The organism is Blastomonas ursincola (assembly GCF_013607875.1).
Taxonomy (GTDB): domain Bacteria; phylum Pseudomonadota; class Alphaproteobacteria; order Sphingomonadales; family Sphingomonadaceae; genus Blastomonas; species Blastomonas ursincola.
Map to the genome: position 1 here is coordinate 591,917 of NZ_VDES01000003.1, position 22,287 is coordinate 614,203.

Annotated in this window: 26 protein-coding genes and 1 tRNA gene; 9 read left to right on the top strand and 18 right to left on the bottom strand. The window is 63.6% G+C overall.

Translation table 11 applies throughout. The features are described 5' to 3' along the window. Positions 1-152 precede the first annotated feature (152 nt). The 5 genes from FG486_RS16705 to FG486_RS16725 all read left to right on the top strand — a co-directional run bounded on the left by FG486_RS16705 (position 153) and on the right by FG486_RS16725 (position 6,109). A complete protein-coding gene (locus tag FG486_RS16705) occupies positions 153-1,163 on the top strand; it encodes a VOC family protein (protein ID WP_181268365.1) in 1,011 nt (336 codons plus the stop codon). 3 nt (positions 1,164-1,166) lie between these two features. After that, a complete protein-coding gene (locus tag FG486_RS16710; protein WP_181268366.1) occupies positions 1,167-2,006 on the top strand; it encodes a fumarylacetoacetate hydrolase family protein in 840 nt (279 codons plus the stop codon). A gap of 116 nt (positions 2,007-2,122) precedes the next feature. Continuing rightward, a complete protein-coding gene (mhpA, locus tag FG486_RS16715) occupies positions 2,123-3,568 on the top strand; it encodes a bifunctional 3-(3-hydroxy-phenyl)propionate/3-hydroxycinnamic acid hydroxylase MhpA (protein WP_181268367.1) in 1,446 nt (481 codons plus the stop codon). A gap of 250 nt (positions 3,569-3,818) precedes the next feature. Beyond that, a complete protein-coding gene (locus FG486_RS16720) occupies positions 3,819-4,556 on the top strand; it encodes an endonuclease/exonuclease/phosphatase family protein (RefSeq protein WP_066285110.1) in 738 nt (245 codons plus the stop codon). Beyond that, positions 4,553-6,109 (top strand): phospholipase D family protein, encoded by a 1,557-nt coding sequence (locus FG486_RS16725; RefSeq protein WP_181268368.1) that lies wholly within the window; start codon positions 4,553-4,555, stop codon positions 6,107-6,109. Before FG486_RS16720 ends, FG486_RS16725 begins: the two co-directional genes overlap by 4 nt. 130 nt (positions 6,110-6,239) lie before the next feature. On the opposite strand, the gene FG486_RS16730 is transcribed toward FG486_RS16725, so the two are convergent. The 9 genes from FG486_RS16730 to FG486_RS16770 all read right to left on the bottom strand — a co-directional run bounded on the left by FG486_RS16730 (position 6,240) and on the right by FG486_RS16770 (position 12,488). Beyond that, on the bottom strand, positions 6,240-7,172 hold the full coding sequence (locus FG486_RS16730) for a CPBP family intramembrane glutamic endopeptidase (RefSeq protein WP_181268369.1): 933 nt from the start codon (positions 7,170-7,172) through the stop codon (positions 6,240-6,242). A 16-nt stretch (positions 7,173-7,188) separates the two neighbouring features. After that, positions 7,189-7,884, bottom strand: coding sequence for an aquaporin Z (aqpZ, locus tag FG486_RS16735; protein ID WP_206678409.1), 696 nt, complete (start codon positions 7,882-7,884; stop codon positions 7,189-7,191). 72 nt (positions 7,885-7,956) lie between these two features. Beyond that, positions 7,957-8,451 (bottom strand): hypothetical protein, encoded by a 495-nt coding sequence (locus tag FG486_RS16740; protein ID WP_181268371.1) that lies wholly within the window; start codon positions 8,449-8,451, stop codon positions 7,957-7,959. 3 nt (positions 8,452-8,454) lie between these two features. After that, the gene (locus FG486_RS16745) at positions 8,455-8,811 is read right to left on the bottom strand and encodes a hypothetical protein (RefSeq protein WP_181268372.1); all 357 of its coding nucleotides are present in this window, start codon (positions 8,809-8,811) and stop codon (positions 8,455-8,457) included. Between the two features lie 104 nt (positions 8,812-8,915). Continuing rightward, on the bottom strand, positions 8,916-9,713 hold the full coding sequence (locus FG486_RS16750; RefSeq protein WP_181268373.1) for a hypothetical protein: 798 nt from the start codon (positions 9,711-9,713) through the stop codon (positions 8,916-8,918). Between the two features lie 133 nt (positions 9,714-9,846). Further along, positions 9,847-10,266: a DNA breaking-rejoining protein gene (locus tag FG486_RS16755; RefSeq protein WP_181268374.1), complete on the bottom strand. Its 420-nt coding sequence runs from the start codon at positions 10,264-10,266 to the stop codon at positions 9,847-9,849. Further along, positions 10,263-11,057, bottom strand: coding sequence for a CPBP family intramembrane glutamic endopeptidase (locus FG486_RS16760; RefSeq protein ID WP_181268375.1), 795 nt, complete (start codon positions 11,055-11,057; stop codon positions 10,263-10,265). The genes FG486_RS16755 and FG486_RS16760 overlap by 4 nt, the downstream gene beginning before the upstream one ends. A 16-nt stretch (positions 11,058-11,073) precedes the next feature. Next, on the bottom strand, positions 11,074-11,745 hold the full coding sequence (locus tag FG486_RS16765) for a hypothetical protein (RefSeq protein WP_181268376.1): 672 nt from the start codon (positions 11,743-11,745) through the stop codon (positions 11,074-11,076). Positions 11,746-11,780: 35 nt separating this feature from the next. Continuing rightward, entirely contained in the window at positions 11,781-12,488 is a 708-nt protein-coding gene (locus tag FG486_RS16770) for a hypothetical protein (protein WP_181268377.1), read from the bottom strand. Between the two features lie 342 nt (positions 12,489-12,830). Between FG486_RS16770 and FG486_RS16775 the strand changes: the two genes are divergently transcribed. Beyond that, positions 12,831-13,850, top strand: a complete 1,020-nt coding sequence (locus tag FG486_RS16775) for a helix-turn-helix transcriptional regulator (RefSeq protein ID WP_181268378.1) — start codon at positions 12,831-12,833, stop codon at positions 13,848-13,850. A 16-nt stretch (positions 13,851-13,866) separates the two neighbouring features. Further along, positions 13,867-15,174 carry a POT-type proton-dependent oligopeptide transporter gene (locus FG486_RS16780; protein WP_181268379.1) on the top strand — a complete coding sequence of 436 codons (1,308 nt, stop codon included), beginning with the start codon at positions 13,867-13,869 and terminating at the stop codon, positions 15,172-15,174. A gap of 177 nt (positions 15,175-15,351) precedes the next feature. On the opposite strand, the gene FG486_RS16785 is transcribed toward FG486_RS16780, so the two are convergent. The 8 genes from FG486_RS16785 to FG486_RS16820 all read right to left on the bottom strand — a co-directional run bounded on the left by FG486_RS16785 (position 15,352) and on the right by FG486_RS16820 (position 19,365). After that, positions 15,352-15,552, bottom strand: coding sequence for a lysozyme inhibitor LprI family protein (locus tag FG486_RS16785; protein ID WP_181268380.1), 201 nt, complete (start codon positions 15,550-15,552; stop codon positions 15,352-15,354). Between the two features lie 21 nt (positions 15,553-15,573). After that, on the bottom strand, positions 15,574-15,741 hold the full coding sequence (locus FG486_RS16790; RefSeq protein ID WP_181268381.1) for a lysozyme inhibitor LprI family protein: 168 nt from the start codon (positions 15,739-15,741) through the stop codon (positions 15,574-15,576). Next, a complete protein-coding gene (locus FG486_RS16795) occupies positions 15,738-16,175 on the bottom strand; it encodes a copper resistance protein CopC (RefSeq protein ID WP_181268382.1) in 438 nt (145 codons plus the stop codon). Before FG486_RS16795 ends, FG486_RS16790 begins: the two co-directional genes overlap by 4 nt. A 5-nt stretch (positions 16,176-16,180) precedes the next feature. Next, on the bottom strand, positions 16,181-16,582 hold the full coding sequence (locus FG486_RS16800; protein WP_181268383.1) for a copper resistance protein CopC: 402 nt from the start codon (positions 16,580-16,582) through the stop codon (positions 16,181-16,183). A gap of 77 nt (positions 16,583-16,659) precedes the next feature. Further along, positions 16,660-17,478: a hypothetical protein gene (locus FG486_RS16805; RefSeq protein WP_181268384.1), complete on the bottom strand. Its 819-nt coding sequence runs from the start codon at positions 17,476-17,478 to the stop codon at positions 16,660-16,662. A 46-nt stretch (positions 17,479-17,524) separates the two neighbouring features. After that, positions 17,525-17,842 (bottom strand): hypothetical protein, encoded by a 318-nt coding sequence (locus FG486_RS16810; protein WP_066284827.1) that lies wholly within the window; start codon positions 17,840-17,842, stop codon positions 17,525-17,527. Positions 17,843-17,948: 106 nt separating this feature from the next. Then, a complete protein-coding gene (locus FG486_RS16815; protein ID WP_181268385.1) occupies positions 17,949-18,971 on the bottom strand; it encodes a DUF4424 family protein in 1,023 nt (340 codons plus the stop codon). A gap of 10 nt (positions 18,972-18,981) precedes the next feature. Next, complete coding sequence (locus FG486_RS16820; RefSeq protein WP_181268386.1) at positions 18,982-19,365, bottom strand: lysozyme inhibitor LprI family protein; 384 nt, start codon at positions 19,363-19,365, stop codon at positions 18,982-18,984. A gap of 173 nt (positions 19,366-19,538) precedes the next feature. On the opposite strand from FG486_RS16820, the gene FG486_RS16825 reads away from it, so the two are divergent. Both FG486_RS16825 and FG486_RS16830 read left to right on the top strand, forming a co-directional pair. After that, positions 19,539-21,419 carry a sensor histidine kinase gene (locus tag FG486_RS16825; protein ID WP_181268387.1) on the top strand — a complete coding sequence of 627 codons (1,881 nt, stop codon included), beginning with the start codon at positions 19,539-19,541 and terminating at the stop codon, positions 21,417-21,419. 53 nt (positions 21,420-21,472) lie between these two features. Continuing rightward, positions 21,473-22,129 carry a response regulator gene (locus FG486_RS16830; RefSeq protein WP_181268388.1) on the top strand — a complete coding sequence of 219 codons (657 nt, stop codon included), beginning with the start codon at positions 21,473-21,475 and terminating at the stop codon, positions 22,127-22,129. Between the two features lie 71 nt (positions 22,130-22,200). Here FG486_RS16830 and FG486_RS16835 read toward each other — a convergent pair. After that, positions 22,201-22,277 (bottom strand) — tRNA-Met (locus FG486_RS16835). Positions 22,278-22,287: the final 10 nt, after the last annotated feature.

Below are 22,287 nucleotides of genomic sequence, written 5' to 3' on the forward strand. Positions count from 1 at the left end.
GGGTTCTCCCGGTGCGGGACGGCCGGGATTCTGGAAACGTCTGACTGGACATACCCGAGCCCTACTTGACCAGACAGTCAAAATCAACCATTTTGACCAAATAGTCATATATGATTCGGCATGTGATGCCGGACGCACAAAAGGAGTGGGTCATGGCGATCATCAAGGTCGAGGACATCGCGCATGTGCGGTTTGCCGTGCCCGACCTTGCATTGATGCGCGGATTTCTCGAGGATTTCGGGCTCTCCTGCTTCGAACAGGGCGGAAGGCTCTACGGCAAGGGCAGCGACGGACGACCGTTCATCCATGCAACCGAGCCGGGGGCAGCAACATTCCTTGCGGTTGGGCTGCGCGCTGCCAGGATTGCCGATCTGGAAATTCTGGCCGCCCAGGAAGGCGTTGCCGTCGAGCCTCTGGAAGAGCCCGGCGGCGGCATGGTTGTGCGCCTTGCCGATCCGGACGGATACCGCGTCGAGGTGGTCGCGGGCCAGCAATGCGAGGCGCCCGCCCCCTGCCCGCGCCCACGGTTCAACTCCGCGGCCGACAAGCCTCGGCAGCGCGAGACGATCCGACTGGAGCCCGCCCCCGCGCATGTTCGCCGGATCGGTCATGCGGTGCTCAAGGTGAGCGATTTCCGCGCCTCGGAGCGCTGGTGGAAGGCCCGTTTCGGCTTTCTTACCTCCGACGAGATCGAGGCTGCGCCGGGCGTACCGCTGGGTGCGTTCATGCGCTGCGACCGAGGAGACGTGGCGTCCGACCACCACACCATCTTTCTCGCCCAGCTCCCCGGCGCTCTAGGGCTGCTTCACGCAGCCTTTGAAGTCGAAAGCCTCGATGACCTGATGCTTGGCCACGAGTATCTCAAGGTCCGCGAGCGCCAGGCTGCCTGGGGCGTGGGGCGGCACATCATGGGCAGCCAGATCTTCGATTACTGGAAAGACCCGTTCGGCAACGAGCTGGAGCACTGGACCGACGGAGATCTGTTCACCGCCGCCGACCCACCCGCCAAACAGACGATGCAGGCGCTGCTCGCGGTCCAATGGGGCGCACCGCACCCGATGTTCGCCGGCAGGATGGCCCCGCCGCCTGGCCTTGTCGCTTTCGTCACCGCGCTGCAGCTGCGCCTGAAGCGCCTCTTTGCCCGCTCACCCAAGGAAGCCTGATCCATGAAACTCTGCACCTTCACTGCCGATGGCGTCACCCGCACCGGGATTGTCGTCGACGACACAGTGGTCGAGACCGGCGTGCTGGGCTCGATGATCGACCTGATCCGCGATTGGGACCGGTTGAAGCCCGAGCTTGAGACCAGAGCGGCAAGCGGTGGCGGGGTACCGCTCGCTTCGGTGAGGCTCGAAGCCCCGGTTCAGCGCCCCGGCAAGATTTTCGCCATCGGCCTCAACTATGCCGACCACATCGCCGAAAGCGGCCTCGGCACGCCCGAGCGGCAGGTCTGGTTCACCAAGGCGCAGACCAGCGTCAACGCTCCCTATGATCCGATCCTGATCGCGCGCGGAACGATGACGCCGGATTATGAGGCCGAACTGGTGGCGGTGATCGGCCAGGGCGGCAAGCACATTGTCGCTGCCGACGCGTCTGCCGCGATCTTCGGCTATTGTGTCGGCAACGACGTGACCGAGCGCATGTGGCAACATGCCGTACCGCAATGGTCGCTCGGCAAGAGCTTCGATACCCACGCACCGATGGGCCCCTGGATCGTCACCGCCGACGAGCTGGGCGATCCGCATGATCTGGGCATCCGCTGCTACGTCAACGGCGAGGAGCGGCAGAGCTCGAATACCGGCCACCTCGTCTACAACGTGTGGCAGCAGGTCGAGCACCTGTCGGTCGGCATGACGCTGGAGCCCGGCGATTGCCTGTTCACCGGCACCCCTGGCGGCATCGGCGCGGCGATGAACCCGCGCCAGTTTCTCAAGCCGGGCGACGTCGTGCGCACCGAGATCGATCGGCTCGGCGCGATCGAAGGCATCATGGTGGCGGAAGACTAGGGCGTTGGTGCGGGCGATGTCCACGCACGGAATGGGCGATCGGTGCACCGGAAAGGTCACCGTGGCCCAAGACGGCATGGTGCTGGCGTTCTGAGGCTGGCGGGAGGGGGGGGGCGATGGACGATTTCGATTGTGACGTGCTGATTGTCGGCGGCGGGCCGACCGGAGTGACGCTCGCCTCGCTTCTGGCGGGGCGCGGCATATCGGTAATCGTTGCCGAGAAGGAGACGGGCATCTTCCCCCTCCCCCGTGCGGCGCATATCGACCATGAGGGGATGCGCATCCTGCAGGAGGCGGGCGCGGCCGAGGCGGTCATGGCGGCCAGCCGCCACACCAGCCGCTACGAATTCCGCAACGCGAACGGCAAGGTGCTGCTCTGCTTCGACGGGGCTGACCGGATCGGCCCGGGCGGATGGCCGGTGGCCAACATGATTCACCAGCCCTCGGTCGAAGCCGCGCTCCGCGCCTCGCTCGCCGAACGTGCGCCCGATGCGCTGCGCCGGGGGTGGGAGATGGTCGGCTTCGCACAGGACATTGAGGGGGTCACCGCCTGTTTTGCAACGCCGCAAGGCGAATGCTCCGTGCGCGCGCGCTGGCTTGTGGGGGCTGACGGAGCACGCAGTCCGGTCAGGAAGGCCTGCGCCATCGCCTTCGAGGATCTGGGCTTCGAGGAGCCCTGGCTCGTCGTGGACGTCCTGGTCGACGATCCATCGCGCCTGCCAGCCGCCAATCTCCAGATCTGCGATCCCGCGCGTCCCACGACCTGCGTCCTCATGGGCGAAGGCCGCCACCGCTGGGAGTTCATGATCCTGCCCGGCGAGAGCGCCGAGGCGATCAGCACCCCTGCTTCGGTGGAGCGTCTTCTTACGCCGTGGAATGTGGCAGGCGCTGTCAGGATCGAGCGGACGGCCGTTTATACGTTTCGGGCCCGCATCGCCGAACAATGGCGCAAGGAACGCGTTCTCCTCGCCGGAGACGCCGCCCACCAGACCCCGCCATTCGCCGGCCAGGGCCTGTGTTCGGGCCTGCGCGACGCGGCCAACCTTGCATGGAAGCTGGCCGAATCAGTGAAGGGCGGGGCCGATGCGACGCTGCTCGACACCTACCAGCCCGAACGCGCGCCGAACCTGCGCGCGACGATCGACATGGCGATCATGATGGGCCGCATGGTGTGCACGACCAGCCGGGTCGGCGCGGTCGTGCGCGATGCCAAGCTCGGCCTGGCCCGGATGCTCGGCAAGCTCCCCGATGCACCGCCAGCCTATCCACCGCTGGCAACGGGCGCCATCATGAGCGGCGCATCGGCGGCGGGCAGTTACTTCCCGCAAGCCATTGCGAGCAACGGCGCTCGCCTCGACGATGTTCTGGGCCCGGACATGGCACTCATCAGCCGCAGCGCGCTGGCAGAAGAGCCACTCGCCCCCTACGCGGATGTCTTGCGTGAATGGCTCGACAGCCATCGGGCCGATGCGGTGCTGATCCGGCCGGATCGTTATGTGTTCGGGGCAGGCGATGCCTACGAACTAAAGCAACAGTGGCACACCGCGCTGCGGGCCGCTTGAACGAGCCGGAAAAGCGCGAAGCTGACGAAAATTGGCGGCAATGGTCCAATCGGGGAACGACGTCGCGTTGTATCTGCCACGACCGAAACCGATCTTCCTGCCTGTTTCACAACAGCGCCTGCAACTGGCAGCGCGATCGTTTTTCGGCCCTGGCATCTATCGTCGCGTCGCCCAAGCCGGTATGTCTGCCAGCAAGGACCACGTCTTGCGGGGCTGACCATCCTGACCTTGCCTGGAGCCGAACTCCCCTATGACCGCCGACCCATCCGAGACCGTCAAGGTCGCCAGCTACAACATCCGCAAGGCCGTGGGCACAGATCGCAGGCACAATCCCGAGCGAATCATGCGCGTCCTGGCTGAAACCGGCGCAGATATCGCCGTGCTCCAGGAGGCCGATCGCCGTCTTGGCGAACGTCCCAGTGCACTACCCGCCGGCCTGGTCGAGGAGGCCGGGTGGCAGGTGGTGCCGGTCGCGACCAGCCGCAACGGGATTGGCTGGCATGGCAATGCGATACTGGTGTCGCCGCGGATCGACATAATCCGCGGTGCGCGTCTGAAGCTGCCGATGCTCGAGCCGCGCGGGGCGGTCCTCGCCGACCTTGCGATCGGCAGCCAGCCGCTGCGTATCGTGGGCGCGCATCTTGACCTCTCGGGCCTTTGGCGGCCGCGACAGATCAGGGCTCTCGGCCATCATGTCGAAGGGCAGGACCAGCCCCTGCCGACGCTGATTGCGGGCGATTTCAACGAATGGCGCGGCTTGCCCGCAGGTTTCCAGCATCTTGCGCGCAATTTCGAACATGTCCGGCCCGGTCCAAGCTTTCCGGCGCGCTGGCCGGTGGCGCATCTTGACCGGATGTTCGCGTCGCCCGAACTGACGGTCGAGGATGCAGCCGTGCATCGCAGCGCGCTTGCGGCATCCGCTTCCGACCATCTGCCGGTCTGGGCCAGGCTCAAACTGCCCGTCATGCGCAAGCCGGATGGTGCATGAGCATTCTTGGCCTGATCGCGGGCGGTCTGATTTCTGCATGGCTGGTCTTGCGCCTGGTCTTCGCCTTGCCCGATCGCCCAGCCGATCCGGCCCCCGTTCCGCCGCCCGACACACCCGATAGCCGGATCGGGCGGGCTATTGCCGGGCTCGAGGCAGCGCATCCCGGCCTTTCCGGCATTCAGCTGCTCCCGGATTCGCTGGGATCGTTCGCAGCGCGGGTCAAGCTGATCCGTGCGGCGGACGTGTGCCTCAATGTGCAATATTACATCTGGCGCGACGACGTTTCGGGCCGGCTATTGCTGGACGAATTGCGCCAGGCCGCCGATCGGGGCGTCGCGGTGCGCTTGTTGCTCGACGATAATGGCATCGACGATCTGGACGACGAGCTGGCGGCGCTGAACACGCACGCGAATATCGAGGTACGGCTGTTCAACCCGTTCACCATCCGCCGCCCCAAGGCGCTCGGTTATCTGCTGGATTTCTTTCGCCTCAACCGGCGGATGCACAACAAGAGCCTCACGGCGGACAACCAGATGACGATCATCGGCGGACGCAATATCGGCGACATGTATTTCGGCGCGGGCGATCAGCCCGAATTTGCCGATCTGGACGTGATTGCGATTGGGGCGATCGTGCCGGAACTCGCCGCGGATTTTTCGCGATACTGGACCAGCGCTTCATCCTATCCCTGTGAATTGATCCTGCCGCCTGCAGCGACCGGCGCGCTCAAAAGGCTGGCTGGGAGTGCGCACGCCCTGACGCTGGCGGACCTCCTCGCCCAGGATTACGCCGCCGCCGTCGACGAAATGTCCTATGCCGATCCCCTGACCCATGGCTCGCTCGCGTATGAATGGGTCCCGGTGACGATGTTGAGCGACAACCCGGCCAAGGCGCTGGGGCGGAAGCCGCGATCCCCGACACCTTTGGGACGGATCGGCGAGATCATCGGTCAGTCGCAGAAGCAGATGGGTCTGGTCTCGGCCTATTTCGTGCCTTCCAAGGCGGGCGCGGACATGTTCGTGGCAATGGCGGCGCGGGGCGTGCAGCTCGATGTGCTGACCAATGCCCTTGCATCCACCGATGTCGCGGTGGTCCACGCCGGCTATGCGCGCTATCGGCGGCGATTGCTTGAGGCGGGGGTGCGCCTTTGGGAAATGAGGGGCGAGAACACCGCCTTCCCTGCCAAGCGCAGCGGCGTGCTCGGCAGCCTGCCGCGATCAAGCCGAACATCGCTGCACGCCAAGACCTTTACCTGCGATGGCGCCAGGCTGTTTGTCGGCTCGTTCAACTTCGATCCGCGCTCGATGCATATAAATACCGAACTCGGTTTCCTGATGGAAAGCCCCGCGCTGGCGCAGCGACTGGAACGGATTTTCGGCGAGCCCTTGCGCGAACGGGCCTATGAAGTGCAGCTTGAACCTGACGGAGCGATGATCTGGCTCGAAGCAAGTGCGGACGGAATAACGATACACCGCCATGACCCCGAGACCAGCCTTTGGCGACGCATGCAGGTGGTTCTATGGCAGATGATGCCCATCGAATGGCTGCTTTGATCCTGATCGGAAACGTCAATAATTTCGCCTGGGCTCAGGCGACGCCCGGCGCACTTGGGCGTTTCGCTTCTGATCGCCTGCGACCGGCCACAGTACATCCATTCACAGCCTGGCATTCACAGCCTGGCCATCAGGGCCTGGGCGGGAGAGCTGACGGCTGTCCTATGGCCGCTTGCCCGGTGGAGGGGTCGATTTCCGGCCGGGCACGGCTCCAGAATGGTTGGGCCACATGGCCGCGCCGTACCGCCTTGACCACCAGGATGATGCCCGCGGTCGTGGCCAGGATGCACGGCACGAGCGACGCCTCCAGCCCGAAATTGCCGCCGGTGAGCAGCTCTGGCCCTTCGGTGACCGTCTTGAACAGCCCGGGCTCGGCGACGCCGCCCGAGACGATCCCGCCGAACACCGCCGACTGGGTGTAATTCCACGAAATATGGAAGCCGATGCCGAGCCAGAGCCGCCGGGTCAGCATATAGGCTGCCGCGAGCAGCAACCCTGCCTCGATGCTGATGAAGATCGCGCCGGTCAGCGTGGCCGTCGGGTTCATCAGATGGACCGCGCCGAACACCACCGAGGAGACCACCACCGAAATCCAGCTGCCCAGCCATTCCTCCACGATCCGGAACAGCGCGCCGCGAAACAGCAGTTCCTCGAGAAAGCCCGAACTGATCGCCATCGAGATCGCAGGCAGCATGACCGAGACCGGATTGGTGCCCTCTATCCGCATGATGCCCATCGCCAGCAGCACCAGCACGCCTGCGGTGTGGAGGCCCGAGCCGACGAGCATGCCGATGCCCAGTTCGCGAATGCCCGGAGCCAGCGCCAGATCGCTGGGGCTTCGGCGCTCGACAAACCGGGCGAAGCCGACATAGACCCACATGGCGAGCGCGACCATGCCCATGGCAGCAACGATCATGGGGAGGATGTTGCCCTTGTTCTGCTCCATGAAGGCGTTGCTGTAGCCGAGGCAATAGAACAGCGGATAGCCGAGAAGGAAAAGCCGGATCGGCGGAAACTGGAGGATGCGCAGCCAGACTGGCACCTTGGCGTCATTATCGTTCATTTCGGATCTCCCGCCATCATGTCCTGCGCTCTTCCGGCATCAACAGGAAGGACCAGATCAGCGCTCCCAACACCGCGCCGACCAGCGGAGCGACCCAGAACAGCCAGAGTTGCGGCAGCGCGGCGGTTTCCGCGAACAGCGCAGCACCGGTCGAACGGGCCGGATTGACCGAGGTGTTGGTCACTGGGATCGACACCAGATGGATGAGCGTGAGCGCAAGGCCGATCGCCACCGGGGCGAACCCCGAAGGAGCAGCGCTCGATATGGACCCCAGGATCACGATCAGGAACCCCGCGGTGAGGACGATCTCGATCAGCAGCGCCGCCTGCAGGCCATAGCCGCCCGGCGAAAGCGCACCAAAGCCATTCGAGGCAAATCCGCCTGGCTCGAACCCGGGCTTGCCCGTTGCGATGGCGAACAGCACCGCCGCCGCCACGATCGCACCGGCCAGCTGGGCGATCCAGTAGCCCGGCAACTGCTTCCACGCGAAACGCCTGGCAACCGCAAGTCCCAGCGAGACGGCGGGGTTGAAATGCCCGCCGGAAATCCCGCCCACGGCATAGGCCATGGTGAGCACCGTCAGCCCGAAGGCCAGCGATACGCCGGCAAAGCCGATACCCAATTCCGGGAAGGCAGCAGCGAGCACGGCCGATCCGCACCCGCCAAATACCAGCCAGAACGTGCCGAAAAACTCCGCCGCCAATGCTTTCATGACTCCCCCCTGTTCATTCGGCCGCGCCTGTCCCGGTTGCGCGGCGGTAGCTGGCATCAGGCCAGTGCAAAATCAGCCTGTCGTTGGTGGGTCGAGAACCAGATGCTTGGCGTCGCGCGCGTTGCGCTCGACCTCGGCATGTTCGCAGAACGCCTTCTCGTCGCTGGCAGCGATCGCCAGTTGGGCGCCGAAGACCATGCCGAAGCCCATCATCACCTGCCGCTCGCGCAGGTGCAGCGCCTCGGAATCGACGTCGAGCATCTTCCCCTTGTCGTCATAATAGATGATGTTCATCTCGTCTTCGAAGCGCGCCTTGTTGACGCTGAAACCGGCGCAGGTGATCGCCACGGCCTGCTGGTGCGCCATGGCCTTGACGACATTGCGCTGCCCCTCGTCGAGCCCGGCCTTGGTCATGGCGGCGTTGAACGCCCTGGTGACAGTCAGGTCCATATGCACCTGGGTATCGGGTTCGGTGGTGGCGGCCTCTGCCTTGGGCGCGGGCCCTTCGGAGCATCCCGCGAGCGCGACGAAGGCAGACAGCGCGGCGGGAAGGATCAACAGCCTCATCGCTCAATACCCCCGATCATAGGGATCATAGCCGAACTCGCGGCTGGTCCATTCGGCCGAATAATAGCCCTTGCGATAGCATTGCCGCTGGCTGCGATAGCAGACCACGTTCTTGGCGGCCTGATAGCTGTTGCCCCAACCGCCGCGATAATACTCGCGGTCGTAATAGCTGCGATTGCCCTCGCGGTTGCGCCGTCCGCTCGATGCGGCAGCGGCGATGCCGACAATGGCGAGACCGATGGCCGCGCCCGTCGCACGGTCCCGGTCGCGATGCCGGTGATGGTCCCGCGCCAGCACCGGCGCGGGCGCTGCGAGCCCCGCCACCACGCTGGCGGCTATGATGAAGCGTGTGATCGACATGCGTTTCTTCCCCCCTTTGGAAAGGCAAAAGGATCAAACATGCCGGGCCGGTGCGTTCGCGCTCTTCTGCCCGGGGCTGGTGCGCCCGTTGAAGGTCGGTCCTGTCAGTCGCGGCAGGTGCGGGGCGATACGCTCTCGATCGAGACGACATAGCCGTTCTGCGAATTGAGGATCAGGCATTGGCGCGATTGCGACCGCCAATAGGTCATGTACCGGCCGGTATCGGTCTTCTTGTTGTCGAGCTGCAGGAAGCCCCGGCTTGCCAGCTGGCCGGTGGCGTAATTGCGCTCCTGACCCTGCAGGTCGTTGAAGTCCGCATAGCCGCTATAACCGCCGCCGTAATTGTAGCCGTTGCGGTAGCTGGTCTGGCTCGCCCGCTCGCGCACGCCCGAATCATAGCCGTTCGAATAGGCGTCGGAACGACTGTAATTGTGATAGGGCTGGTTGTAGAGGCCGTCGCGATGGCCGCGCTCGAAATCGGCGGTGCCGCGCTCGTCATAATCGCGGTCGCCGCGATGATGCGACTTGCTGGCGAGCGCCGCGATACCGAGCAGCGCGACCGCGCCGACCGCCACCGCAGCCGACTTGTCGCCATTGCCGCCCTTCTGGTTGCAATCGGCATTGGTCGTCTTGTTCAGCGACTGGAAACTGCCGTTATAGGTGACGACCTTGACGCATTCCTTGGTGTTGCCGTTCCACCAGTAATTGATCTTGCTGTCATCCTCGACATGGCCGGAAATCCGGTTAAATCCGCGGTATTCGAGCTGGTCCTCGCCGCCTGCAGCGCGCGCACCGACAAGATCGCGCACCGATCCGGGGGCCTGCGCCGCTGCAGCAACCGGTGTCATCACCATCGCAACAATGGCGAACGATGCCCCTGCGATGTTCAACTGCCTCATCATCCCCGTTCTCCCGAATCCGTTCCAACTTATCCAACTGTTCAGCAAGTTTGACACATCTGCCGTGCCAGACCATTTGGCATTTGTTGCCACCGACTGTGCAATTCGTGCCAATCGGCGGCAAATGGATCCAAAATCAGCCGGTTGCGCCAATGGTGATGGTAAAGCTGACCGACTCGTTTCGGCGGGCCGCATTGCGCATGAGAAACAGATCGATCTTGTAATCGCCCGAAGAAGGAATGGTGTCGACAAATTCATTGCCCGAGACCGAACCAATGAACATCGCCTCCATCGCACCCGGGCCGGTCACATTGAAATTGGCCGATGCATTGTTGGACACGAGCTTGACCGTCATCTTCTGCCCGGCACGCAGATTAACCAGGAACGTGCGCGACTGATCGCCCTTCAGCGTTCCCTTGATTGCCTTGGAAGAAGTGCCCTTGGCGAACTGGACGCGTTCGGGCTTGGGCATGGGGTTCTGGGCCTGGCTGCCCATCGGCAGGGCAAGAGCCCCTGCGGTCAGAATGGCGGCGGCGAACTGCAGACGTAGTTTCATGGCTTTGCTCCTGTGGTGAAAGGCGATGGGTCCATGCTGTCGTCGCGCCATCCGGCACGAACCTGATCGTTGCGCACCAGCCAGAGCCCGTAGAGAAACAGCGGGCCGGTCAGCAGAATGCCGAACACGAGCTGCAGGCCAGTATCGGCACCGGGCGCAGCCGCGTGGTCGGCGCCGCTGCCGACCAGAAAGACGACGAAATCCCAGGCGGCGTGCACGATCATGATCGGCAGGATCGAGCGCGTGCGGATGCGGATGGCGAGATAGGCACAGCCGCTCATGAACGCGTTGAGCGCCTGCACGCCGGCCGCCGCGAGTTCCCCGGTGAGGATCGCGTTGAAAACATGGACCGACCCGAACGCCATCGAGACGAGGAAGAAGCCGGGCCAGAAAGGCATCGCCCTGCGCACCGCGCCCCACAGCACGCCGCGAAACGCCAGTTCCTCGCTGAAGCCGACCATCGCGGTGTTGACCAATACCATCGCGACCGCAGCAGGCTGCAAATGGCCCTGCACGATCCCCGTCGCGCCAAGCGCCAGCAGGTAGAGTCCCGGCAGCCAGAGCAGCCACAGGCTCCGCCAGGGCTGAGGTTTGCGAAAGCCGAGGTCGCGCCATCCTGCCAGCCAGGCAACGACCACGAGGAACAGACCTGCCGAGCCCACCCCCCAGGCGAGGCGACTGGTGATCAGTGATTGCAGCGAGATAGTCGAGGAAACCTGCAGCCGCGCAGACCCCAAGGTGATCACCGCCCAGATCGCGACGGTGACGGCGGCCAGTGCCAATCTCTTCATGGGTGTGTGCATCGCCTCAGCTCCCCTGCCCGGCGAGCACCACCCCAGTGGCGGTCGCGATGATCAGAAACGAGGCGATGGCCGAGCCCAGCAATGCATTGCCGAAGGCGCGCGCCAGCGTGATGTCGAGCTTGGCGCGGAACCACAGGGTCTGCTGCGCAAGATACCAGGCGATCAGTCCGGCAAAGATCAGCCAGGATATCTCGAGCGCGCCTGCAAAGCCTGCATGGCTGAACGATCGCCCCAGCCCGAAGGTCATCGCCACTGGCGCGGTGACGAAGCACTGGCTGTAGAAGACGGGCTTGAGCGTGTCGCGGTCGAGATCGATCTTCAGCAGCTGCAGCAGTCGCAGCGACAGGATCAGCGGAAACAGGCTGAAGATGAACACCCGGAAGATCAGCAGGTTCTGGGTGTCGGTGAGAAAAGAGGGCAGCAGCTTCACCGCCTGCGCGGCCGACGACCGCTCGAACACGTGACTGACCAGCAGGCAGACCATCAGGAACAGCGGCGGGCTCAGCGTGTCCTTGTACTGTTCGGACTGCACATCGCCGAGTTCGGTATCGGCATAGTCCATCATCCGCTGCGGATGGCGCACCGTCAGCCACAGGGTCCGCGGGAAGAACACCAGCATCACCATGACTTCGTAGAGCAGTTCCTCGAGCGACTTAAGAAGCCTCATGAAATCCATGCAGTGCTCCCTTTGCCACCCGCACCGTTCAAGGCTCAGTCACCCTTCAGAAAGGCGTCGGGCACTTCATAGCGTTCGGGCCCGATCGTCACGATCGTGGTGTCGCCATCGCGCTTGCCCAGCACCTGATATTTCGACGATCCATCCGCCTCGTTGGTGTTGGCCGTCACGATCTTCCCCGCCTGATCGAAGATCAGCATCCGGCTGTTCACCCCATCGGGCCAATCGATGAAGACCAGCGTCTGCCCGCCTTCCTGATTGCGCTTCACGCCCGCGTCGCACAGCGTCGGCTTCATCCCGCGATAGCCGGCACAACGCAGCTGCGCGGTGGCATTATAGTCGGTCCCGGCGACCTTGCTGTCCCCCTGCCCATCGCCGTCGCCAGGCTGCGCCGCTGCCGCATTGGGCACCGAGACGAGCGTCACGCCATCGATGTCCTTCAGGATAGTCCCGCCCAGCTTGTCGGCCTCGGCCTTGCTCGGGCACCCGACCAGCGATGCGCTGTCGTCCAGGAAATCGACCGTCGCCGCCGATTCCCCGATCCGGCGACACGGGGCGCCGGCAGCTGGGAAGCCATCGCCGAAGACCGGAAGGCTGGCGGGCCAATCAAAACCGGCAGGCGATTGGCCCATGGCCTCGGTCGCATTCGGCTGCGGCGCCTCGCTGCTGCACGCGGCCACCAGCAGCACGCCCATCGCGAGGCCCAAGGCTGATCCGATCGCGCGCATCGCTTGCATGTTCATCGCCTCCCCAGTCGATGCGCCGGCACGCCCGGCCGACATCGGGTGATTCCCGAAAGTGCAGATATATTGCTGCACCCTTGCGTCGACGGCCATGGTCAAAGCTCGCCATCGCATGGACAAATGACGCCAAGTATCTGGCACATCACAACGAAACAGTGACGCATCATTTTGTTTTAACTGAAGTTACAATTGCTATAGCATGGCGGTGTCGGGCCGGGACGCGCGACACGGGGGCACCAGACAATGTCGGTGGAGTTTGACAGAAGGCAGCTTGAACTTTCCGCTCCGGCTCTACCGGGATCCGCCGGTGCAGGCCGCGAGGATGCGGCAATTGCCATCAGCATGCTTGGCAATCGGGCACAGCTCAAGGTTCAAACTGCAACCACGCTGCATTTCGGCCAATGGCTGAGCTGGCCCGACTGGCTCCGCCATGGCACCTCGCTGACGTGCGATGGACCATTGCCACGGACGGTCAGCCTGGCCGATGATCTGATCATCATCGGCAACATCATCGACAATTGCGACGCCTTTGCGCTTATCGGCAAGATGCTGGCCGCGCCGCGACCGGTGATGGGAACAGCCGGAACGCTATCGCTGCTGCATGCCCCCGATCTCGGTCAGGCGCTGCGCACCGTGGTCAAGGCCATCGCCAGCCAGAACCCTTTCGTGCTGATCACCTTTGAGGAAAGCGAAGACCATATCGGCATCAGCCTGGCTCCACCCTGGCCGATGGGACCGCTGTTCCAGTTTTCCGCACTCACTGCGCTCGCGCTGGTCTACCGCGCGGTCGAGGCGCTGTCCTTCGCGGATCCCGCCGAGATGGTGCTCGAAACACGAATATGCTGCGACCCGGCTGCCCAGGCCATGCTGGCAGGCTTTGCCTGTCGGAAAATGCAGTCGGACGAGGCCGAACGGCTGCGTTTTCCCAGCCGGTGGCAGTCGATCCAGAATCCCGATTATGACCCGCTGCTCTGGGCGGTGGCGCATAGCAAGATCGCGGCGATGGAAATGTCCGTCAGCGAACCCGACGAGTTGGCAAAGATACGCGACGCCATTGCCCGGATGCTGGCCAGCGACCATCGCGCCCCCCGGCTGAAGCAGATCTCCAACGCGCTGGACATCTCCAGTCGAACCCTTGTCCGCATGCTGGCGCGCCATGGCACCAGCTTCCATGCGCTGGTCGAACAGGAGCGCAAGGCCAAGGCGCGGTTGCTGATTGCAGACAGCGGCATTTCGCTCGCCGAAGTCGCACGGCTGCTGGGCTTTACCGACATGTCGAGCTTCGGCCGATCCTTCCGGCAATGGTTCGGTGATACGCCGGGCAATATTCGTAGGTCATGGCAGAACGGTTCACCGGTCTAGGCGGGATCATTCGGGGATGACCAAGCGCGTTCCGCTGCCGAAGGGCGTTCGCAGCCTGTGCGTGACCGTCGGATTCGAGCGGTTCGCCTATTACGGATTGCAGAGCGTCCTGGCCCTGTATCTGGCGGAAATTCTGTCGGATGGGCGCGACCCGGCCAATATCTGGCTGCTCGATGGCCTCAGCCGCCTGACAGGGGCTAAGGGTGTCGCGCTGGCATCGGTGGTGGTCGGATCGTTCGTTTCGTTGGCAGCGATCGCACCGGTCATCGGGGCGATGCTGGCCGACCGACTGATCGGCCAGCATCGCGCGGTGACCGCAGGTGGGCTTCTGATGACCTCGGGCCATGGCCTTCTCGTCGTGGATGCGGCGCTGCTGCCCGCGCTCGTTGCCATCGCCCTCGGCTCGGGACTGTTCAAGGGGCCCGCGGCGGCCAGATTGAGCGGGCTTTACCAGGCCAGGGACAGCGAGCGGGTCGAAGGCTTCCGGCTCTTCTACATTGCCGTCAACCTGGGCGGATTGCTGGCGCCGCTGGTTATCGGGACCGCCGCGGAGCGGATCGACTGGCATGCAGGTTTTGCCCTTGCATGCGCCGCGATGCTGGCGGGCCTTCTGGTCTACTGGTCGCATTTCGCCGGATCGACCGTCGCCGAACCGCAGATGGAACGAGCGCCAGATCCGTCGACCCTGCCTGCAACCAGTAACATCCTGACCATCGGCGTCCTTGGCATCAGCGTCGCCATGATCTGCGTGACGAACTTCCAGATTGCCAATGCCTATCTGCTATGGGCGGATACGGGCTTCGTCCTTTCGCTGGGACAGTGGCGTTTTCCTGCAAGCTGGATGATCGCGGCAGATGGTGTGCTCAGCCTTTTCGCGCTGGGCGCGACGCGCATCTTCTGGGCTCGCCATGAGCGCCGCCATGGCAGCACCCGCCCCGCCACCAAGGCGGCCATCGGCGCGGTATTCGCCGTTGCTGGGGCTGCCTGCATCGTGCTGGCCGCCGGCATCCACGGGCGGAGCGATGTTCCGGTCTATTGGGGACTGGCGTTCCAGTTGCTGAACAGCCTCGGTCTCGCCAATATCCTGCCCGCGGTCATGGCCATGTTCGGTCAATCGAGCGCAAGAGGGTTCGCGGCTACGGCCATGGCGGGATTCTATCTGTCGCTGTTCGCCGCTAGCCTGGTCAGCACCGCCCTGGCCAGCCAGTTCAGCACCCTCTCGATCCTGGTCTTCTGGTCGGCCCATGCCCTATGCGCGGTGTTCGGCGCATCGGGACTGATCACCATCTGGTACCGATCCAGGCTCGAGCGAGCACCCAAGTAGCGCGGCCGTGTTGGCGTTCCGTCGAGCCAGTGTAGACGGTATCTGGAGGCTACCGCAGCCACCTGCGGGTTGTGGGAGCGCGGGGGGTGTGCCGCGCTCCCGGTCGATCACGCCGGTACGGGTCGCATTGACCGGCGCCATCGACATCTCGAAGAACTCTTGGGAATATCGGGGGGATCAATCCAGCGCGCTGCCATCCTCCCATTCGACCAGCCGCAGGATGCGGTTCTCATAGGCGAACGCGATGCAGGCGATGCGTTTTCCCTTGCCGCCCATGCACTGGTTGCGGCTGGCGATCCATTTGCGCTGCACGCCGATCAGATCAGGCCAGGCGCCGCGCGGCGTCTGCTTCTGCGCGTTGACATAGCGCCGCGCCATTTCGCGATCGAGATTGGACAGTTAATGGTCCGAGCAGATCACCTCATCGATGCTGCCCTTGCGCGCCTTGGCGCAGTTGAAGCTGGGCTTGCCGTCCTGCGGATCGACCTTGGCAAGCGCCGGCGCGGTGCCGCTTGCGGTCAGGACAAGGGCTGAAGCAACGGCAAGGGCAAATCGGGTGCGGATCATTGTTCTGTCTCCATGGGTTCGCTTGTGACGGTTTCCTCCCTCGCTGGCGGGGCGGGTTCGCCCTCGATGCGGAAATCGATGAATCCGTTCAGCGACTTGAACGACCTGGAAACCAGCAGGTAGGACAGGCTGTAGCTTCCGGGCTGCTGCAACGCTTGCGGCAGGCGGTAGCGGAACCGGGTCTTGCGATCACCGGGCCTGGCCCCCGCCTCCGGCTCGGCGGTCATCTCGCTGTCATCGGGTAGACGCAGGCTCACGCTGAGCACCTCTGCCGGCTCGGCAAAGCTGAGCTCGATCGTTGCCGTTCCCGCCGCGACGACGCCGTCCCTGGCGGGAGTGGACGCGACAAGCATCGCGCGCGGCTCCAGCTTTTCAGCGGCCGCCGGGGTCGCAAGCGCACCTGCAAGCGCCGCTGCGATCAGGATGTCGCGCATCGCCATCACTCGAGAATGACGAACGAGGAATAGCCCGACACGGTATCCATCGTGCCGTCCGTGCGGTTTACCTCCGCGACATAGTTGATGAAATGCTGGCCTGGAGCAGCGACCGGCACGGGCAGGTCATAGCTGGACACCATGCTGGTCTGGCCCCCGCCATTATTCTCCATCACATCGAAGACGACGAATTTCGGTCCGTCCTGCATCTCGATATCGACATGGCTGATGGTCACTTCGGTGCTGAAGGTCAGCTGGATCTGCGAAACCGGTTCGCTTTCCATCCCGTCCTTGACCGGGAACAAGAAGACCAGTTCCGGTGCTGGCTGGGCATGGGCCACCGATCCGATACCGGTCAGCGGGAATGCGGCCAGCAAAGCGGCGGCGAGGGCAAATGTGCGTCTCATGATTTTGTCTCTGGATTGCGGGTTGGGGGCAAGGCGGCTAGCGGGTGCCCTGCCCCCTCGCGGGAGCAGTTGATCGTTCAGCAACCGCCCTTTTTCTTCTTCTTGCCAAGGCCGCCGAGCATGCTGCCGAGCACCGCGCCGCCCTCGCCTGCCACCGCGCCGCCAATTGCGGCGCCGGTCGCCGATCTGCTGGCACAGCCGCTGGCCTGCGCGGTCTGACCATCGCCCGAGCTGCTGCCGGACGCGGCAGAAGCGCCGCCACCCTTGCGACCGAATATGCCGACCAGACCGGGCGTGTTTTCGTAATCGGCACCCTGGGTGGCCCCTCTTCCGGCAGGAGCGAAGATTATGTTGACGTCCGAGATCGCTTCGTCCTCAGCCTGAGCGCGCGTCAGAGTGGTGGTCTTTGATGTGCACCACAGGCCCCATTCATCGACCTCATCGGCTCCGCATGCCGCACCCTTTTTCAGCCGCGACTTCGGCGACTTGTCCTGGTGATAGGAAACGCAGGTCGTACGGGCGCTGTCGCTGGTGTGATACCCGACCGGGCAGCGGTCATATTCATCGGCCTTGGTAAGGTTACCAAAGGTCGGGTCCTTGTAGCTTATTGCACTTTCGGGCTTGTCGGTGCACCACTTGCCGTCCTTGCGATAACCGGCAGCGCAGGGCTTGCCGTTCGGGTTGGGATAGACCGCAGGGGCGCTCGATCCGAGCGGATAACAGGTCTTGTCGCTCGTCTCGCTGCTGCCACCGCCGACCTTGTAGCCGCTGGGGCAGCCCCGATAGCCAATGGCCGGTGTGGGGCCTACAGTGCCCTGCGCCATCGCAGGGCTGGCAAAGGGAATGGCAGCAAACGCCATGGCCGCACCGGCGGCGAGTATGGTGAGCATCTTCATGTTATGAAACTCTTGAGAGGTCGCAAATCATCGGGACGGGGCCGGATCACGGCTTCCTGGTCGAACACCACAGGCGATGGACCTCGTAATATCCGCTGGCGCAGGTCTCCTTTTCCTTCTTGGCGTAGATCTTGGGCGCAAGACTGCCCTGCGGTTCGCACAGCTTGGTATTCTCACTCACCGTGCGCCACCCCGACGGGCAGGCGGTGCCACCGCTCGGACGCTCCACCGTGCCGGTATTGGTGCCCTGCGCCTGCGCGGGCATGTTGATCGCCGCAAGTGCCATCCCGCCGATCAGCGCCAGATTGGCGAGCGACAGACCTGCGCTGATCAGCAGTTTCTTGCGGTTCTGGGACTTGGGCATCGTCTACTCCTGTTGCCGTTCATTTCACTGGCAACAGGGTTAGACGCGGACCTCTCGATGCGGCATCCCATGGGGAATGGCTCCCATATCATGGGATGCCGGTTCGCTATTGTCCGCCTTCCATGGGCGTAAAGGTAACGAACAGCAGGTCAATATCGCGTGCCGGCTCAAAATCGGTCTTGATCACCTCGAACCGGGTCGGGCTGACCTTCCTGATGCCGTCCATGCACAGGCTGACCAACCGGTCGGGGTCGCCCTTGTCCACCGTCAGGCGAAAGCGCTTGATCGGCCCCTTCCAGTTCGCACCGGGCGTGAGCGCATAGCCGATCCAGCTTTCGATCGGAAAGAACAGCTCGTTCTCCTTGCCCGAAGGCAGATAGCGCTTGCGATCGAAGCCGCGCAGGAACGCGTCATCGACGCAATATTTGGTGACATATTCGCTCTCCGGATCCAACCGCCCGTTCTCGCGAAAATCGCGACCCAATGCGCTGCCCACGGTGCCGCCCTGCATGGGGGAATAGCTGTGTTCCACCGTGATCGGAACGCCGGGTGGAAAGGTCTGCGTGCGCACGAAACTGGTGGATACGGTCCAGGCCGGTCGCACATCGCCTTCGGTCACGAATTCGGTGGTGAGCAGCCCTTCGGCCACCAGTGCCGACTTGTCGTCAGCAGACAGGGCATTGAGCCGCGCGGCGAAGTCCGGGTCCTTCCAGTGCACCACCGGCCAGCCGAGTTCCTTAAGCCGCTTGTCGACATCCTGGCCGTTCACCTTCGCGATATCGATGCGCATCAGGCCAGCTGGCTTGCCATTGACCAGCGTCTTCATGTCGATGAGGTCTAGATCGGGATAGGCCGCTTCGACCCATTCGGGATCCGCGCCCTCCAGCGGCACATCGGGGAGCGGAAAGGCGACCAGCAGCGTCACCGGCTTGTCGCCATGATTGGTATAGGTGTAGCGGACACGCACCCGATCGAGCGACAGGAACAGGTCTTCGCTGTCCATGCTGATCTGATCATTGGGTTCGAAGATCAGCCCGCCCATGGTGACATTGGCCTGGGTGTCATTGGCCGCCACGGGCAACGGAGCCAGCACCGCCAGCGTCATCGCCGACAAGGTTGCGCGTTTCATGTCTTCCTCCTCATTCGCCCAGCCAGGCCGAACGGTCGATCCATTCGCCCAGCCGCTCAATGCGCGATTCATAGGCAAAGGCGATGCACGGCTGGCGGTCGGCCTTGCGCTTCATGCACAAATTGCGGTTGGCGATGAATTCGCGCTGCTCGCGCAAAAGCTTGCTCTTCTCCACAGGCGGTGTCTGCAACTTGGCGCGCTCGTAATCCAGCCCCATCGTGCGGTCGAGGATCGATAGCTCGCGATCCTGGCAGATCACAACATCGATCGTCCCTGCTTTGGCCTTGGCGCAATCGAAACTGGGTGCAACCTTGCGCGGCGGGATGGCCCTCACCTGCGCCTGGGCGGTGCCCACCAGCGCCAGCGCCGGCAAGGCCAGCAACGCCATCCGCATCCTTCGAAATCCATGCATGTGCATCATCCTCGATAAGCCGTTCGCTCGCGTCCGCGCGGCGAGGGTAATGCCGCGCACCGGGAAAAGCCGTTGCGCATTCATGGTGCCATATCTGGTCAGTCCGGCGGTTTTGCCCTCTTTTCAGCCGCCTGGCTTTGCGGCAGGGCACAATCATGCAGATGGATGGTATGTCGATAGGCGTTGACGAGCGCCGGACAGGCGACAAATCGCGGGGATATGGCATTCGGCTGATCGCGGCGATCGCCTTCGTCCAGATTCTGTTCTGGGGCCTGGCGCTGCTGATACGGCCACCGGTCATCGATCCGGCCTTCGAGCAGAACCGGCTCACCGATATCCTGGTGGTCGAGACCGATGGCAAACGCAGCAGGATCGAGGGCCGACCGAATTACTATCTGGGCCAGGGCCGCGTTACCCGCTTTGTTGCGCATCCATTGATCGAACAGCCCGAACAAGGCCTCGTCGTGTTCGTGCCGCGCTACAATCGCTGGGCGAGTCTCTGGGTCAACGGTCAGGCCATTCCGATGGCAGATTCGCCGGCCTGGCGCGCGGGAAGGCTCGGCGGCAAATGGGTCGTGCCGCCAGGTTTACTTAAGCCGGGCCGCAACAGCATCGCGGTAGAGGTACGCCGCGAATGCTGCCGTGCGTTTCTGGTGTCGATCATCGCCGCACCTCCCGGCGCGATCGATATCGCCATTCGCCAGTGGCGGCTGCAAAGCCTATTCCCCTCGGTGGGGTTGATGGTGGTCGGGCTTTTCGGGGCCGCGTCCTGTCTGATGGCAGCGGCCCGCTCGCCCTATCGCCAGGAAGCCTATGCCGCCGCCCTGGCCTTTGCCGGCATGGCGCTGGGTGGTTTGTGGCAGGTCGATATCCTCACGCCCTCGAGCGAGCCGATATATGGCGCAGCCGGGCAGATGACAATGCTAGCAACCTTCGCGGGCCTGGTCGCGCTGGCCGATCGCTGGTTCCCTGGCGGACCTCGCTATGATCGGGCGCTCATCACCTGTTCAGCGATCTTCGCCTTCATCAACCTCGCGGCTGCGCTCACGACCGACGGCATGCCGCTCGCCATCCGCAACCTCAACGAATTGCTGGTGGTGCTGTTTGCCAATATCGCCATCCTGTCCTGCGTGGTGCGCGGAGTCAGGGTCGAAGGGCGAGCGTTGATTCCCGATGCCGCCGTTGTCATGCTCATACCCGCGATCAGCATCGCGGACCTGATCGGCAGTCTGCGGATCAGCGCCCTGTCCCTCAATATCGCGCCCTTGGGCATTCTGGCGCTCGCGGTGCTGCTGCTGGTGGGAATAGTCCGCCGCGCGCGGATGCTCTCGCGGCGGCTCGAACATGCCAATGCGCTGCTGGATGCCCGGATCGCCAGCAAGGAAGCCGAGCTGGAAGCGACCGCCGCGCTGTTGCGCCAGCGCGAGGCGGAAGCTGCCGTGCAGGGCGAACGCAGCCGCATCATGCGCGATCTGCATGATGGCCTCGGCAGCCAGCTGATGTCGATCATGCTCTCCGCACGCGTCGGAATCGCCGAACCGGCGGTCGTCGCCGAAGGTCTGCAAGCGGTGATCGACGAGATGCGGCTGATGGTGGATTCGATGGATTCGGTCGGGGAGTCGTTGAGCGCGGCCCTCGCCACGTTCAAGGCGCGGGTACAGCCCAGGATCGAGAGCACCGGCATCGCCTTCGACTGGCAGGAGGACGCAGCCATCGCAACGCTTTCCAATTTCGGACCGCGCGATGTTCTGCAGATTTTCCGCGTGCTGCAGGAGGCCGTCACCAATGCGCTCAAGCATGCCGAATGCAGCCGTATCGCGGTGAATGCGGTCGTGTCGGACCACCGATTGGTGCTGCAGATCGAAGACGATGGCAAGGGCATCACCACTCGGGGTCAGGCGGGACGCGGCCTCACCAACATGCGCTTGCGCGCCGCATCGGTGCAGGGTGAAGTGATGGTGGAGCCCGGAAAGGACGGCACAGGCACGCGCATCACCCTGACGCTCCCGCTTCGCCTGGCGCAGGCGGCGGAGTGACATCCCATAGCATGGTATCTTCGCATCGGTGGGATTTCGGGCAATAAGACTTCATGACCGAGAACGAACGCCCCTCCGCACGGATCGCCATCGTCGAGGACGACCCGATGGTGCGCCAGTATTTCCAGGGCATTATCGCGATGGAGCCAGGCTTCCAGATCCTCGGCATGGCACCCGACATCGCCAGCGCGGACGCCTTGATCGACCAGTCACCCGATCTGTTCCTGCTCGATATCGGGCTGCCCGACGGACTGGGCTATGACCTGGTGCCGAAGATCAAGCAGCATGCGGGGTCTAAGGCGCTGATCATCAGCACTTTTGGCGATCGAGAAACAGTAGTAAAAGCTATCATGACGGGCGCGGACGGCTATCTGCTCAAGGACAGCAGTCCGCAGGTCATCCTCGACGGGATTGCAGCGACGCTCGACGGCGGGGCTCCCGTCAGTCCAGCAGCTGCGATCTATCTGCTTGGCTTCCTGCGCGCAGATCCAGAGCCGATCGGCATCGTCTCACCGGAAAGTCGGCTTTCGCAACGCGAAACCGAATTGCTTCAGGCCTTTGCCAGGGGGGAAAGCTACAAGCAGGCCGCCAGAACACTGGGCATTTCGCCGCATACGGTCGGAACCCATGTGAAGTCGATCTATCGAAAGCTTGAAGTAAACTCGCGCAGCGAAGCCATTCGCGAGGCGTTTCGCTCGGGCCAGGTCTGAACGCGAGAGCAACAGCCCTCCAAACGCAAAAAACCCGCCGGAAGGGCGGGCTTTTGCGGGGCATTCCATATTGGTTGCGGGAGCAGGATTTGAACCTGCGACCTTCAGGTTATGAGCCTGACGAGCTACCGGGCTGCTCCATCCCGCGCCACCAATGC